This window comes from Candidatus Latescibacterota bacterium, assembly GCA_019038625.1.
Lineage (GTDB): Bacteria > Krumholzibacteriota > Krumholzibacteriia > Krumholzibacteriales > Krumholzibacteriaceae > JAGLYV01.
The window spans coordinates 1-14,133 of sequence record JAHOYU010000212.1; the positions used below are offsets into that span (position 1 = coordinate 1).

At 48.8% G+C, this 14,133-nt stretch carries 14 protein-coding genes; 3 read left to right on the forward strand and 11 right to left on the reverse strand.

Annotation, left to right across the window (positions count from 1 at the left end; all coding sequences use genetic code 11):
- Window positions 1–108: 108 nt before the first annotated feature.
- The 9 genes from KOO63_14275 to KOO63_14315 form a co-directional block, all read right to left on the reverse strand.
- Window positions 109–336, reverse strand: coding sequence for a hypothetical protein (locus KOO63_14275; GenBank protein ID MBU8922980.1), 228 nt, complete (start codon window positions 334–336; stop codon window positions 109–111).
- A 43-nt stretch (window positions 337–379) separates the two neighbouring features.
- Window positions 380–1,252 carry a hypothetical protein gene (locus KOO63_14280; GenBank protein MBU8922981.1) on the reverse strand — a complete coding sequence of 291 codons (873 nt, stop codon included), beginning with the start codon at window positions 1,250–1,252 and terminating at the stop codon, window positions 380–382.
- Entirely contained in the window at window positions 1,249–2,055 is an 807-nt protein-coding gene (locus KOO63_14285) for a hypothetical protein (GenBank protein ID MBU8922982.1), read from the reverse strand. Before KOO63_14285 ends, KOO63_14280 begins: the two co-directional genes overlap by 4 nt.
- 21 nt (window positions 2,056–2,076) lie before the next feature.
- Entirely contained in the window at window positions 2,077–3,381 is a 1,305-nt protein-coding gene (locus tag KOO63_14290; protein ID MBU8922983.1) for a hypothetical protein, read from the reverse strand.
- A gap of 377 nt (window positions 3,382–3,758) precedes the next feature.
- Window positions 3,759–5,387 (reverse strand): hypothetical protein, encoded by a 1,629-nt coding sequence (locus tag KOO63_14295; GenBank protein MBU8922984.1) that lies wholly within the window; start codon window positions 5,385–5,387, stop codon window positions 3,759–3,761.
- Window positions 5,388–5,783: 396 nt separating this feature from the next.
- Window positions 5,784–6,212, reverse strand: coding sequence for a hypothetical protein (locus KOO63_14300; protein MBU8922985.1), 429 nt, complete (start codon window positions 6,210–6,212; stop codon window positions 5,784–5,786).
- Window positions 6,209–6,745 (reverse strand): RNA polymerase sigma factor, encoded by a 537-nt coding sequence (locus tag KOO63_14305; GenBank protein ID MBU8922986.1) that lies wholly within the window; start codon window positions 6,743–6,745, stop codon window positions 6,209–6,211. The genes KOO63_14300 and KOO63_14305 overlap by 4 nt, the downstream gene beginning before the upstream one ends.
- On the reverse strand, window positions 6,742–7,983 hold the full coding sequence (locus tag KOO63_14310; protein ID MBU8922987.1) for a hypothetical protein: 1,242 nt from the start codon (window positions 7,981–7,983) through the stop codon (window positions 6,742–6,744). Before KOO63_14310 ends, KOO63_14305 begins: the two co-directional genes overlap by 4 nt.
- A 219-nt stretch (window positions 7,984–8,202) precedes the next feature.
- The gene (locus KOO63_14315) at window positions 8,203–8,505 is read right to left on the reverse strand and encodes a hypothetical protein (protein MBU8922988.1); all 303 of its coding nucleotides are present in this window, start codon (window positions 8,503–8,505) and stop codon (window positions 8,203–8,205) included.
- 250 nt (window positions 8,506–8,755) lie between these two features.
- Between KOO63_14315 and KOO63_14320 the strand changes: the two genes are divergently transcribed.
- Window positions 8,756–9,430 (forward strand): GPP34 family phosphoprotein, encoded by a 675-nt coding sequence (locus tag KOO63_14320; protein ID MBU8922989.1) that lies wholly within the window; start codon window positions 8,756–8,758, stop codon window positions 9,428–9,430.
- A 209-nt stretch (window positions 9,431–9,639) separates the two neighbouring features.
- Window positions 9,640–10,332 carry a hypothetical protein gene (locus tag KOO63_14325; protein MBU8922990.1) on the forward strand — a complete coding sequence of 231 codons (693 nt, stop codon included), beginning with the start codon at window positions 9,640–9,642 and terminating at the stop codon, window positions 10,330–10,332.
- Between the two features lie 127 nt (window positions 10,333–10,459).
- Here KOO63_14325 and KOO63_14330 read toward each other — a convergent pair whose 3' ends face one another.
- Together KOO63_14330 and KOO63_14335 are read right to left on the reverse strand one after the other, a co-directional pair.
- Window positions 10,460–11,086 carry a hypothetical protein gene (locus tag KOO63_14330; protein ID MBU8922991.1) on the reverse strand — a complete coding sequence of 209 codons (627 nt, stop codon included), beginning with the start codon at window positions 11,084–11,086 and terminating at the stop codon, window positions 10,460–10,462.
- Between the two features lie 746 nt (window positions 11,087–11,832).
- A complete protein-coding gene (locus tag KOO63_14335) occupies window positions 11,833–12,624 on the reverse strand; it encodes a lactate utilization protein (protein ID MBU8922992.1) in 792 nt (263 codons plus the stop codon).
- A 434-nt stretch (window positions 12,625–13,058) separates the two neighbouring features.
- Here KOO63_14335 and KOO63_14340 point away from each other — a divergent pair, with 434 nt between their 5' ends.
- On the forward strand, window positions 13,059–13,889 hold the full coding sequence (locus KOO63_14340; GenBank protein ID MBU8922993.1) for an integrase core domain-containing protein: 831 nt from the start codon (window positions 13,059–13,061) through the stop codon (window positions 13,887–13,889).
- Window positions 13,890–14,133: the final 244 nt, after the last annotated feature.

Sequence of the window (14,133 nt, forward strand, 5' to 3'; positions counted from 1 at the left end):
ATAAATATTGGCTCACCAAATACTCAAATACTAATAAGGGGGATATCATATGATACTTATCAACTTTACGGATGTGTCGGCATATCCGAGATGAACTTCAATGCCAGGTCATCCTGCGTCTGGGTCTTGTTTTTTCACCCTCAGCGCTTGCACGACACCTCCCAGGCCACCACCGATAATCACTGTTGACATACCCGCACCCGCACCCAGAATGTTCTGGATCTCCTGATAGGCGCCGGTTCCCTTCAGAGTGTGGGCGACCATGAGTATCGTGAAGCCCCAGAGGCAGGCGTTAACAATGATAACCAGGGAAACAAGCACTACCGACTTTGTCATCTTCTTCCTTCCATTCCAGGTTAATCGTTGCTCTCCGACCGAATCATTTCCCCCTTAAAGCGTCACCAGAACCAAAACGCTGGATCAGTTTCTTCAGTCCTGCCGGCCGGAACTGCATCAGGCTGATACGCCCCAGGATCTTGTCGACATCGTCTGACGGCCCAGAGTACTTCGACATCGGGCTGATCGCCTGGAGTTCAGCCGCTATGTTGTTGTGGTGCATGCAGGACAGGAAGTTGCTGCTGCTCCAGACTGCCTCGTGCACTGTTTTCATATCCATTGCGAGCAGGCCCAGCAGGTGTTCCACGCTGTCGACGACGATGCTGACTTGCTGCCCCGGCCAATCATCCAGCGCGGGATCGGAGTCGATGAACTGAAGCGTGTGCACCCCCTCTATTTCCTCGCCGGCATAGACATGGCAGGCGACGATCACACCTGAGGCCGCAGCCTCACTCAGGGCCCCGGCCAGATACTTGCACGGGCCTGGAGACAGATCGCACAGTATGATTTCATTCGCAGCGTCCACCATGATTCTGGCTCGCTGAATCACCTGTTCGATGGTCTTCAGATGAAAAAGGCCGCCATACATCGAGGGCGATGAGAGCGATTTCAGCTCACGGTCAGCCTCCAGACGGTTTAGTCGGAATCGCCTCTCCAGGTTATCGAGCAGTTCATCGGGAGGCAAGGCCTGACACAACCTGCTCTCACCCTCCTCGATAACTATCGCCTCCTTCTCCTCAAGAGACGCAATGGCCTTGTAGGTATTTGCCGGCTGTTTCCCGATTGCGTGGCTGATCCGGTAACCCGTAGCCGGGGAGTTCTCAACGAGGTACCCATAGATGAGAGCCTCGATTTCCGAAAATCCGAGGGATTGCAGAGGGCGTGGATCGAACTCGCTGTTCATGTCGGCTCTCAATTCTCTTCCTGCGTCTGCTCGTCGGCAAGCAATTCCCGGATCTCCGCAGGCAGGTCGAATGTTCCCTCCGGGATCTCCACGTTGAATTCCACGGATTCATAGGTCACGGTCATCTCCTGGGCTCCCATCATTACCATTTTCATCTTGAACGGCACGTTTACTCCATCGACCATTCGATAGTCAGAGAGGCTGTTCACAACTGATATGCTGCCATTGGGCGAGTTGGTGACCTTCTCTATTCTCATGGTCAGCCAGGTCTTTTTGTCGTAATAAACTGTGGCCACATCACCCACGACCGGTGTGATCAGGACTTTATAACAGGCTATCCCCTCGACTTCCTCCTCAGCCTGTACTTCGATGTCGGTATAGCGGTCCCGCCAGTGAAGCTCTGGGTTGAAAATAGCATCGAACAGCCCTTCCTCCAGCTCTTTGCCCTCCTTCACACTGGCGCCCTGCATGACCGAAAGATCCCAGGCCACATCACCGTTACAGCCCGACTCAAACTTCCCGACCATCGGGGACTCGAATCGAGTGTAACTGAGATCAGGTTCGGCACTATAAGTAATCGCTGTCATCTCGATACCAGACATCGCCATCTTGCCTTTCATCATGCAGTTGTGGTGCCTTGCGAGTGCTTTCTCTCCTCCCAGGGCCTTGATACTCTCCTGCATCACCTTCTCGCCGCCGGGCAGGTCGGCCTGAGCTGTTGCGGCGACAAACAGAATGAGCAGAAACGGGATCGTTCCTGAAAGCAGGCCGGGGATTCGGCGTTTCGCAGTCCGATATATCTTGTTCAGGTCCATTTCTTCCTCCAAGTGCAGATGTTAATGTGATTCATTTATCCAGTCGATAGCAGCTGTCAGAGCAGCGTCCTCGCCAGCCAGCAGCGATGTACGCACATAGACTATCTCGACATCGGGAGTGATGCCGTTACCTTCGATGCGAGAACCGCCCGTGGATTCGTAGTCGGCGAAAGCGTATTCGAAGCCATCGCCGTTAGGCAGGCGGATCATGTTGGCCACCAGGGCAGCGCCGGCCGAACGGCTGCCGAAAACGAGCGCTCGGCCAAGGTCTTGCAGACCGGCGGCAAGGAACTCCGACGTGGAAGCGGAGAGACCATCGATCAGGATTGCCAGCGGTCCGTAGTAACCCTTCGACCTCGGACGCACGATCAGGTTCACGTGGCTGTCGCGCGTAATCATTTTCCCAAGACGTTGGCCCTTCTCCTTCATGAACCAGCCGGCTATACCGGGGGCCATACCGGCGATACCTCCTCCGTTGCCGCGTAAATCGAGCACGACGCCGCTGCAATCATGAAATTGGGTCATCGCCTTGTTAAACTCGCCCATCGTGAATGTAGGATCCAGGAATGTGTTAAGAGAAATATAACCTAAGTCGCCTTCCAGCCGCTTCGCGGTGATATCGACCCAGGCAGGAGGCAGATTAGAGAAGACTGCCTTGTGGCCGGAAGGTTCGGTCAAGCGAAGCTTCAACTCGTATTCCTTTTCCTCGCCGTCGATGAGGCGCAGGGGCAATTCATCACCGACTTCGCCTCGCAGTTTGCCGCGCACTGCTATAGAGAGCTTCGAAGTTATGGTCCGTGAATCTGCATATTCAATCGAAAGTTCTTCGATAAAGGGTCTCAATTGATTGTCGCGAGAAGCCAGCACCTCCCACCCCGGCTGGATACCGGCTTCCTCAGCAGACGAACCGGGAATTACCTTCACGACAACAGCCCGGCCATCGATGACGCGCAAGCGCAGACCGCAGTCTCCTCTCCCGCGAGGCCCGCCGGTCATATCGTCGTAAAGTTCGGCCGGAATGACGTAGAAGTGAGATTCACCAAGTTCCCCGAGGGCCTGCCTTATAAATTTTCGCGCCTCAGCCTGAGTCGACGCTGCAGCGACCAGGGATTTGTGCGTCTTTCGCACTTCAGCCCAATCGACACCGCCAAATTCCTGATCCCAGTGAGTATCGTTAACGACCTGCCAGACATTCTCGAAGGACTCAACGTTTATACGCCGTTCAGACTCGCTCAGGGCAGGCTCGGATTTCTTCCCGGACTCTTGCACGGACTGCTTGCTGGCAGAGCTGGAACAGCCCGATGCGGCGAACGCCAGCATCAGCACAACGGTGGCCGCCGGGAACAAGACGTTTTTGATGATGCTATCGCCGCACTGGCGAGTGCATCTGCATCCATCAGAATTGATTCGCTTCATTTCAAAATCATCCTTTACAGCTGTCTACCACTACTGAGGACTATTCCCCCTGTGACGCTACGGATTCGATAATCGAAAACCTGTTTATTCACAAGGAGATAGCCACTATTTAAGGTGTAGGGCTCCAAGAAACCGAATATTGGGCCCACACCATGCTTGTATTAGTATCTTATGATACTAATACTATAATGTCAAGCGATTTTCCCATATTATGTAATGAGTTTCTTTCGCACAGGTCTGAAGTCGTCCACTATGGGGAGCCAATTTATATTAGCAACCACAAGAAGCTAAAACATGCATTCCTGGCTGCTGTCTTCATAGATTGGATATGGCCAAGGCATGTATTTGGGGGGATTCAATTGTAATATCAAACTTTTATTGTATGAATATCCATTTCCGCAATCATCCCTCAAAATTAATTGCATGCCAACGACAAAAGATTCGTATCTATGCCAGTCGGTCAGGTCAATGTCGAATACATCGCCAGTTGCTCCGCAGCTTTTTTCGTCAAGCAGCGGGTAGTTGCAGTATGGATCGGTAATCGACAGTTCATTTGCAGGATCTCCGGCAATATGAACTATTTGCAACTCGGCATTGGAAAATACATGAGAGCTGCTATTGAAGAGGCAAATGCGTATAGTCCAGGATGACCAACTGAAATTAACTGTGCTATATTCGATCTTGTAGATATTCGGCAAAGGACTATAATAGCCCAAATTTGTAATAACGTCATGTTCACATGCCACTACCTGTTCATTGCATACCGCACAGATATCAAATTGATGTACACCCTCATCTGTTCTGAATGGTATACAAAGATCAAAATTGAAGGTAAAGGTGCCCGGTAGCGTAAAATCTTCGTATGCTGCAGGGGTCAAATTGACAATCCAGTCTGCGTGCTGCGGATCGGTTTGTAGTGTCAGGGGGCCATCTAATCCACTAACAGCGCCTATTTTTTCATGAATCAGGTTTGTGAGGGTTCCAGGATAGGTGAGATAGTCCACGGCCGAACCGGAGGGTGTCATGCCTGCCCAACAGTCCCAGACATCCAAAGTCTGTGTTATGTAACCGCAACAAACGTGTATGAGGGTAATATTATTCTCGGCCATTCCATCGATCACATCTAGTATTGCCAGGTCATCGGAATCTCCCGGGATTCCATTGCGTCCCGGATCAACTCCCTGGGAGATTACCGCTCCTCCGATGCATTGATATACGTCACAATCGTGTGGCAGGTAGTCCCCGAAGTTGATAACAATTTTCTTTGAGTCAGTGCGCCAGGAGATGGCGGGATCCGCATATGTTTCATATAACGCCCTTGAATATGATTCCGGACCATCGGCGCCATGACCACACACTAGGCCGGCAACAGCTGTCTTCGTCAAATTGGCATCAGCAGAGATCGGCTGGTTCAATCGATATGGAAGGTCCATGGAAGATCCGTAACCTTCGCAGCACCGGTAACCGCAGTAAGAACCGTAATCTTCCAGATAATAATCCTCGAAAGAAATTAATCCATATGCGAGATCCGGAACGAGAAGGCCCAGTTGGCTGATAATGTCATCTATTTCATTTTTTAGATCTAAGACTATTCCGTCCATGCTACTTGTCAGATCGATACAGAAAAGAATGTCAGCCTTTTCTATGTTTACGGCTGGTATGTATACTTCCTTAGTGATTGGGATACACTTGCACATCCATAGACTCTTTGTAAGCTGATCGGGGCTTATCGTCGCATCTTCGAGAAGAGGCGAATAGCGTCGCGAATCCATTCTCGGCCTAACAATTTCAACTGGATATTCTGAAATCCAAGATTCCTGGATATGACTGTTTTGCATTCTATCGACATCCCGGGCGCCTTGTGTTTCTTCTGTATTTTCAGCCACGTTTCCATTCTGTTGAGTCATGACCGGCATTTCGGGCTTTTCATTCAAGCAGCCTGAAAAGAAAAGAATAGAACAGCAGGTTAGAGCCCTACCCATTACGAGACATTGTTTTAAATGCACGATATTCCCCTATTCTATATTGCTACAACGTATACCATCTAATGAATGTAGATTTTCTTGAGCCGCTAACAAGAGACGCTTTCTCGCATCGCAAGAATACTATATCATAACATCCATCATGGAACAACGGCTTTTCCCCTACAATAGATTCAGTGCCTCCCATTTATTCCATCCGCGATGCTATTTTTACAGTTAGTGGAATTCTCCGAAGCAGACAAGAGCTCTCCAAAGCAGAGAGTGTTCATGAAGAGGCTTGGACTATGAATAATGAGGCACAACTATCAATCGAAGTCTACCGGCACATATTCAGCGGGAACCCGAATCTCTTTTACCCTCCGAATAAAATTCGATGGCCAAGTCCACAGATTCACAAGACGTGAAGCTCGGATAGGCTTGCAGTGGCTGAGGTGCATAGACACGAGATGGAACAATGCATACTACTCGGTCTTCCGAAAGCAGTGAGACACCGTACCCTATTACAAAACCAACTAAAAACAGTGCAGCCACTCTGAGCCAGGCTGTTGTTCGTAGGCCTCGAGCCCTCGGAAGGGGGATCATCGGTCTCTCGACTCTCGGCTCGAGCGAACTGATCAATTCTATGTCTCGCCGTATCAGATTGAGCCGCACACTGCAATCGCTACACTCGGAAAGATGCTCATGCAGAACTGACTCTTCCCCTTCTTCAAGAAGTTTAAGCGCCATCTTCATCAACAGATCGTCATCGATGTGACTCATTTCAAATCTCCTTTTTCACGTAGCAGAATGCGGCATTTCTTTAAAGCGTTGAATATCCTTGATTTCACGGTGCCAAGCGGAAGGCCTGAAATCCCGGCAATCTCTTTATAGCTATGCTCACCATAAAATCTCAGGATGAGAATATCCCGGTGGCTTTTTTCCAGCGACTGGATGACATCGGATATAATGCGTTCTTTCTCTTCTGCGAGTGCAATATCGAGCGGTGTCCAATTACAAGATGGCATGTCAACAGCGCCAAACGGCTGGAGTTTTTTCACCCTGCGCTTTTCCTTTATTGCCTGATGATAAGCGACTGTAGAAAGGTAGCCCTGGAAACTCCCATGGTTATGTCTCGGCCCTTTGCGATACAGATCCAGGAAGGTCTGCTGAATAATATCCTGCGCCGCTGCCGGCGATCCCGTTATCAGTACCACCATCTTCAGGAGACGGGGCGAGTGACGATCAACAAGAGAACGCCAGGCTGTTTCATCGCCATGTCTGGCGAGATCCAGCTGACTCCAGTCCAGATTCATTCAAAATAGCCTTTCTTGCGGCACCAGGAATCTATTTCCGGGATGTCCGAGAAACGACACCACATCAGATTCATGAAATCATAATGCTGTTGTGGCGTGATATCGGCAATGTGATCGCAATACCAGTGGAACAGGTCCAGCCTATACTTCGGAGCGTGGACTTCCAGGGATTCAATCATCTGAGAGAGCGAAGCCGCATAGTTGTATGCCATCCACTTGTCGCTGTGACCTTCGGTGGCGTATTTAATCCCCCAACCATCCAGGCCGACAGTGCGGTATTCATCTATCCAGATTTTGGCGATCTGGTTGATTTCATCTGAAAGTGACAGAGTGGATTCACTGACCAGGGTAGCAAGACCGAGAATAATGCCGGATCTCCTTATGGGATCGAGTGCCTGGGAAGACCCTAAAGTCGCCGCAAAATAGACAGGACGTTTTTCTCTCTCTGCAGCCTTGACCAGGCGAACAATAAGTGTGTCGCTAAATGGTGGCTCTGTATCGGCTCTCAACTCGTTCAGCTCGTCACTCGTAATGAAGCGTGGGACACCTTCTCTTATCACCTTGAGGGGGTACCATTCGGCGTTGAGTAACGAACGGTTTACGATTTGAACATCCGGCCTGTAGTTCATCAAGCGCGTGAGAATCCATCCAGGGTATGTGTCATTATCTCCATTAGTGATCAGAATCGCGTTGTCATGCAAGCCGGCGAGCATATTGAAGGAGAAATCCATGACCACATCCGAAATCGCATTCCTCTCGATGAGGTGACGCAATGCAACATCCATTTCTTCCATGTCATCGCGCTGCATATAGTGTATGACGAGAGCGAACCATGGATCAATGTATGATGGGTCCATTGCTACTGCCCGTTCAAGATATTGCATCCCTTCCGTGTTATCCACAGCACCGTGACATAATATTCCGGAAAGGAAGAGCAAAACAGGGTTTGCGGGATACCTGGAAAGCCCCTTATCCAGGAGCTCTCTGTAATCAGGGTCTTTCGCATAACGAGCCGCAGACATCCAGTTGCCATATGCATCTTCGGACGGAAAAACATCGTAGTACTCTTTCCATCGCCTCGCCAGATCAACATAGGTTTCACGATCATACGAGATAATTCTCAGGCTCTGTACTTTTTCAGGCCTGGAAATTTCTTCAACTGTTTTGGTACAGCCAGATACGCTGCCGGCAAGCACAACCACACAGACTACAATTATGGGAATTTTTAGTGAAAGCATGTTCTCCTCCTGAATATCACGAACACCATTTCTGCAAATCCCGCGGATGCGGAATTGTCGCTCCATGAATATATAGTCGCTGAAACGGCGAAAAGTTCATTAATATTATTTTTAGCAGGATATTCAATTACCAGCTATGGCGGATATTATTTTCCACTAGCCAAATTTGTTGCGAGACCGAAAAAGCCCCTGAAAAAGTCGGTTCCCTTTAGTAGGCGGTTACTTACTCTTGCAGCAGACTCCACCACTGCTGCCACCGAAGAAAATCATCACACCCAGCAGGAAACCAAGGTTGTACATGTTTCCGGAGTTGTTCAACTCGTAAATCCCCACGTTGCCTTTGAATAGCGAGATGATGAACGTGAACAGCATAATGAAGCCATGCCAGAGACCTTTCCAGAAACCAGCTACATCGCCGTCCGTATCTGGCGTGCGGGCAGGAGTGACATCAATCAGGGCACAGCTCGTTACGAGCAGCAAAGATATTGCCATGCAAACGATCAGAAGTGTGTACTTTTTCATAATTCCTCCTTCTTTCTATCCTACACCCGAAGTCTACCGTTTAATCAACTATAATTACATCGATAAATCGAGATCTTGTCTAAGCTCCAGTCATTACTGATATCGTTTGAATTCCGACTATGGACGGACAGAATCGGATTGACCCGGTCAATACTAACTTTAGACAAATACTGGTTTCTCTGATAATATTTTTAGGTTATCTGAATCTATGTCTTCAAATTGCAGCGTTTTTCCTAGGAGGGCTGTCGGAATGATATCGAAGAACTCTCTCTTCCTGCACGAAGAAATCATGCTCCTTGCCCTGCGGGACAAGGAGGGCACCACAGCTGGTGGAACCAAGTACAAATACGCTATAGGTGGAGCCATTCTCGCCGAACTGTTACTGGACGGACGCATCGCGGTGGAGAAGTCCAAGAAGAAGCTCGTCAATCTTGTCTCATCCAAACAGGTAGGCGAACCCGTGATCGATGAATGCCTGGCGAGAATAGCCAACACGAAGAGGCGTGCCTCAATGAAAACCTGGGTAACCCGGTTCGCAGGCCTGAAGAAGCTCAATCATCGCGTGGCGGAACAGTTGTGCAGCCGCGGCATCCTGCAAGCCGACGAAGATAAAGTTTTACTGATATTCACCCGGAAGATCTATCCTCAAGTCAACCCTCAGCCGGAGCGACAGCTGATCGAGCGCTTGCGCAAGGCCATTTTTACCGAAGCCACCTCGCTTGATCCGCGCACCATAGTTCTCGTGTCATTAGCGAACGGCTCAGACCTCTTGAAGTTAACATTCAACAAGAAACAGTTGAAAGGCCGCAAAAAGCGAATCGAAAAGATCCAGAACGGCGAGATGGCCGGGAAAGCCACCAAAGAGGCAATCGAAGCAGCAGAGGCCGCAGCCATGGTGGTCATTATGATTACTACCTGTTCTTAGCCAGCGTCAGAGTATATTCGAAGAATAATCTGCGTGTAAGCAAATTGGTTCCTCGATCTGAACGTTTCACAAACCCTCTCCAATCGAGTTCCCGTGTACACGGAATTGACTTTTAAGTGACATTGATGTACAATAAGTGCTTAAGGGATCGACCTTAATAAAAGTTTTGCCCATTTGGACTCGAAGATTTCCAACAGAAAGGAGAGGTCATGAGACCTTTGGTAATGTTGACTCGCAGTGTCTTCCTGCTGGTAGGGATCTGCATTGTGGCGCTCAGCGCCGGGTGGGTATCCGAGGCTGGAGCGCAAGTCGTACTCTCCGACCCCAATCTTCCGCCAGAGCCGGATCCACCTGACTGCGAGAGCCTTATCAGCCTCTACGCGGGGACAGGGCTATTCGCCTCATATTCTGGTCCTATTTCAATGAGCACCGTTCGCCACAGGTGCTTCCAGAGTGTGATACGGACAGCCGTTGGTGCCGACGAACATGAAACATTCGACTCTTTCTGGGATGCCACAATGGACTTCGGTCTTGGCCCGGTGTCTGTCACTCTTACTGGTCCGGTGACCACAGTCACATACGGCAAGATCGGCAATACGACCGGGACGTTCGAAGCAGAAATCGCAGCGATGTCACTCTCGGGCACTGCCGGAAGTTATAATATCCAGCTCCGGGAGAGCCCGACATTGGCGTCTCCAGGTCAAACTGCAATCACAGACCTGGGTGGTGGGCTGTATCAGATTGACAGCTTCTTCGACGTGTACACCGAGTTATCTGTCGATGGAGGCGAAACGTGGTTGGCACAGACTACCCAGGCTGCACGTATAATCCTCGTACCGATATCGACGATTGCTACCCAGTCTTCTTCATGGGGAGCGATCAAGAGTCTGCATGAAGACTAGACCAGGTCGGCAACCTGAATTAAAAGGGCTCTTCCTTATGGAAAAGCCCTTTTTTTATTGGCTCCTCAAACAGGACGACCTTAGAACAATTATGTTGAGAGTAAAGGAATTACCTGGTCCGTAAATGTCAGCGATAGATGCTCTTGATTTTTCCCCAGGTGCTGACCTCCGTGGCGAAGGGCCCATCAGCTCCACCAAGAAGTACGTAGTTCCACCACTCCCCCTGACCTGGCATGGCCATGAGGTAGCTAGAAGGCTGTGTGCAGCCGTCAAGGACGGGTGGATCGCTTCTCCAGGCATTGAATTCGGCAAGAAAAATCGGTTGATTCAGAATCACAGTCGAGCCATCCTGTGGCTCGAACGACAACAACAGATGATAGCCTGGATTGCCCAGGCAGCCAAGATACGTCGCATAGGCAGCCTCGCTATCGAACCCCGGCGCCGTTACCCACGGCCCCTCGACAGGCAGATCGAACGATGTGCCATAAGTCTGGACCCCATTAATGTCGTTCGGAGGGCATCCGTGGCACTCGCCGCCAAGACCAAAAGTGACGAGCCCGATTATTTCATCCGGCATCGTCGGCCAGAGGATCACCTTGACAACAGCGCTGGTATCTTCAGTAGTGACATTGATGGTAGTGGGATCGTTATCGGTGTCGATATCAAGCATGATCTCATACGCGAGAGCAGGTGTGATCATGAAGGTCAACGCAAAGAAGCTCAAAATCAATATTCGACAATGGTGCGGCTGCATAGCTCACCCTCCAAAGCTCAACCGGCTTTCCTTCCACTATATGCCAGGAAGTTCCCAACTACATTTATGCTAACACATTACTCAGCAAATATAAAGACCGTTTTGTCTCCTCGATCAAATAGCAATGTGGAACCTTCGTTGTATGGCTGACGTGAGAAGAAAATTGGCTCCCCATTCGTAACCCTCTTCGGAATGTTCTGAGTTTTCCTGGAGCCCCAAACTGGGCGAAATGGGGGTTTTTGTGTTAACCGAGAGCACTCAGCACCGGGGAAAGCCATAGTTTGACTCAATGAGATTCGATTGCGACACCGAGGACTCCTACAGCATAACATCTGCGTTGGAGGGAACCTCGAGGACTGGGAAGAACAGATTAAAATCGTTGGACTAGTACACCACTCTCTGATTTGGAGTCTCTATGGCCGGCTTCAAGGAACCCGCTAAGTGCAAGAATAGCAATTCAGACGGAATAAACAGAAGGGACAGGTTGGAAGATTGCATCATCGGTATTATCGCAAAGTTGCTTGAGGAGTGAGCTATCTTTGTTAGTTTTTTCTGCCTGAGTGAGATTCGTTTGCCCAGAAACAGAGCAGAATCTCTAAGACCAGACATTTCTTAATTCAATTTTAAAATATTTCTATATTCTGGGCAGCTATTTTCCTTGAATGGTTAATTTCAATCATATTTTTAACTCGGATGACATTAATGGGAAGGACAACTCCCCATACGGCTGGGTCCCCACCAACAAGTCACAGCCCTAAACTTTTTCCAACAATTATTAAATGGATTCTATCTTTGTACATATCCTCAACCGGACCTTGTAAAATCATTGTACATCTGCGTGTGCAATTCGGATGCTTGCACTCGTGACAGAACCCTTTTTCGACACAGGGTAATTCCAGAAGTTTATTGAACTGAATATCATGTTTATTTGCGTGTCGTATATGATTCAACGGTGCTGCGATGTTTTTAATTCTATCCAACGCCTCGTCAATTGTGCCGACAATCTTGTTGCTGCCAACCACCATAATTACTTTTTTAGGTCCAAATATCACGCCAGCGAGTCTATTGCCCACACCATCTGTTGATACAATATCACCTTTTCGTGTAATGGCATTCGCGCCAGCGATGAACACATCCGTCGCCAATGCTCGGCGCATGGTTTCAAATACTTTATTAAAAAGAGGTATATAAACATCTTTGGGCAACCATTCATTAGGTTGACCTTCAAACACACGGTATCTGCCATCCTCCAGTCTATCAAAAGGATTATATACAGTTAAATCTTCTTTCGCCAATCTCTCAAAAAGATCGATTTGGTGCAATGTAGTACTATCAGCTATACCAATTTCACCTTTCCAATCTGGGATCGCGCCTTTGAACTGTTCAATTAATTCAAACACTAAATTATTCGCAGAAAGCTCATCTTCTGCGTAATAAGCATTCATACGTCTCTTTTTGAAATTCTTTATAACCGTAGAAATTCTGTTTTTATTAAAATCTCTAAGTTCTTTATCTGTCGTTTTCTCTGAATTCATCATTTCCTGAGCTCCCTATCAAGGCTAAACGATCCTCTTCGTCAAAATCACATACAACTGCAGCCTGTCAGACACATTGAGACTCAGTCAAGTAAAAAGCTAGTGTGTAGCCCGTCAGCCAAACTGAGATACAGTCAAGTGAAAAGCTAATGGACACTCTGGTGAATAATCGCATCCTGTGCCTTCTGTTTATTCCGTCCGCCTTACAATACTTGCACTTACGCTGATTCGAGTATTATATAAAACGCATGTTATTCTTACTTCTACGCACCGTATTTTCGGCGTTGAGGTCGCACCGTGCACTTGCCTTGGAAAACCTCGCGCTACGCCATCAACTCGAAGTTCTCAGACGTAATTCTAAAAGACCTCGCTTGACGACCAGGGATCGAACACTTTGGATTATCCTTTCCCACATCTGGCCCGACTGGCGAAAGCCGTTGACCATGGTCCAACCCGAGACCGTCATCCGGTGGCACAGGAAAGCATTCAAACTATACTGGAGATGGAAGAGCCGGCCAAGATGGCCGGGAAGACGGAAAGTTCCCATAGAGATCCGCAATCTTATCCGTACCATGTCACGGGCAAATCCGCTGTGGGGTGCGCCGAGGATTCTCGGTGAACTGCACAAACTCGGTATCAAGGTAAGCCAAGCCACCGTCTCGAAGTATATGGTACGCCGCCTGAAACCTCCCTCCCAATCCTGGCGAGCATTCCTTAAGAACCACGCCAAGGATATTGTCTCGATTGACTTCTTTACAGTGCCTACAGCGACATTTCGAGTGTTGTTTGTATTCCTCATTCTATCGAACGATCGACGAAGGATCATTCATTTCAACATCACTGAATCCCTGACTGCCGCTTGGACTGGTCAGCAGATTGTGGAAGCTTTTCCTTGGGATACTGCACCAAAGTACTTGCTTCGTGATCGGGATGACAAATTTGGAAAAAAGTTCAGCAACAGGGTTGAATCAATGGGCATTAAGCAAGTGCTGATTGCAGCTCGCTCACCCTGGCAGAATCCATACATCGAACGATTGATTGGCTCAATCAGGCGGGAATGTCTGGACCATACGATTATCTTAAATGAAAAACACCTGCGGCAAGTACTACAAGAGTATTTCAAATATTATCATGAATCTCGCACCCACCTCGGCCTCGAGAAGGATTGCCCTGAGCCAAGACCCGTTGAGTCGGCGGATTCTGGAATGATCCAAGCAGAACCGATGGTTGGTGGCTTGCATCATCGGTATTTCCGACGGGCCGCTTGAGGTGTAAGCACTCTCCGTTTATATCTTTCTACCACCGTGGGATTCGGCTACCTTAGATCAGGCTGGAGTCTTCAAGATCACACTCTTCTTAACCCGATTCCCCAAAATATCTCCCCCCTTTACGGGCACCAAGTTCAACTGTCCATTGGAAACATGATTTTGGTGTTGGACGACATTAATGGAAGGCACAGGGAACCTCGAGGACTGGGAAGAACAGATTAAAATCGTTGGACTAGTACACCAC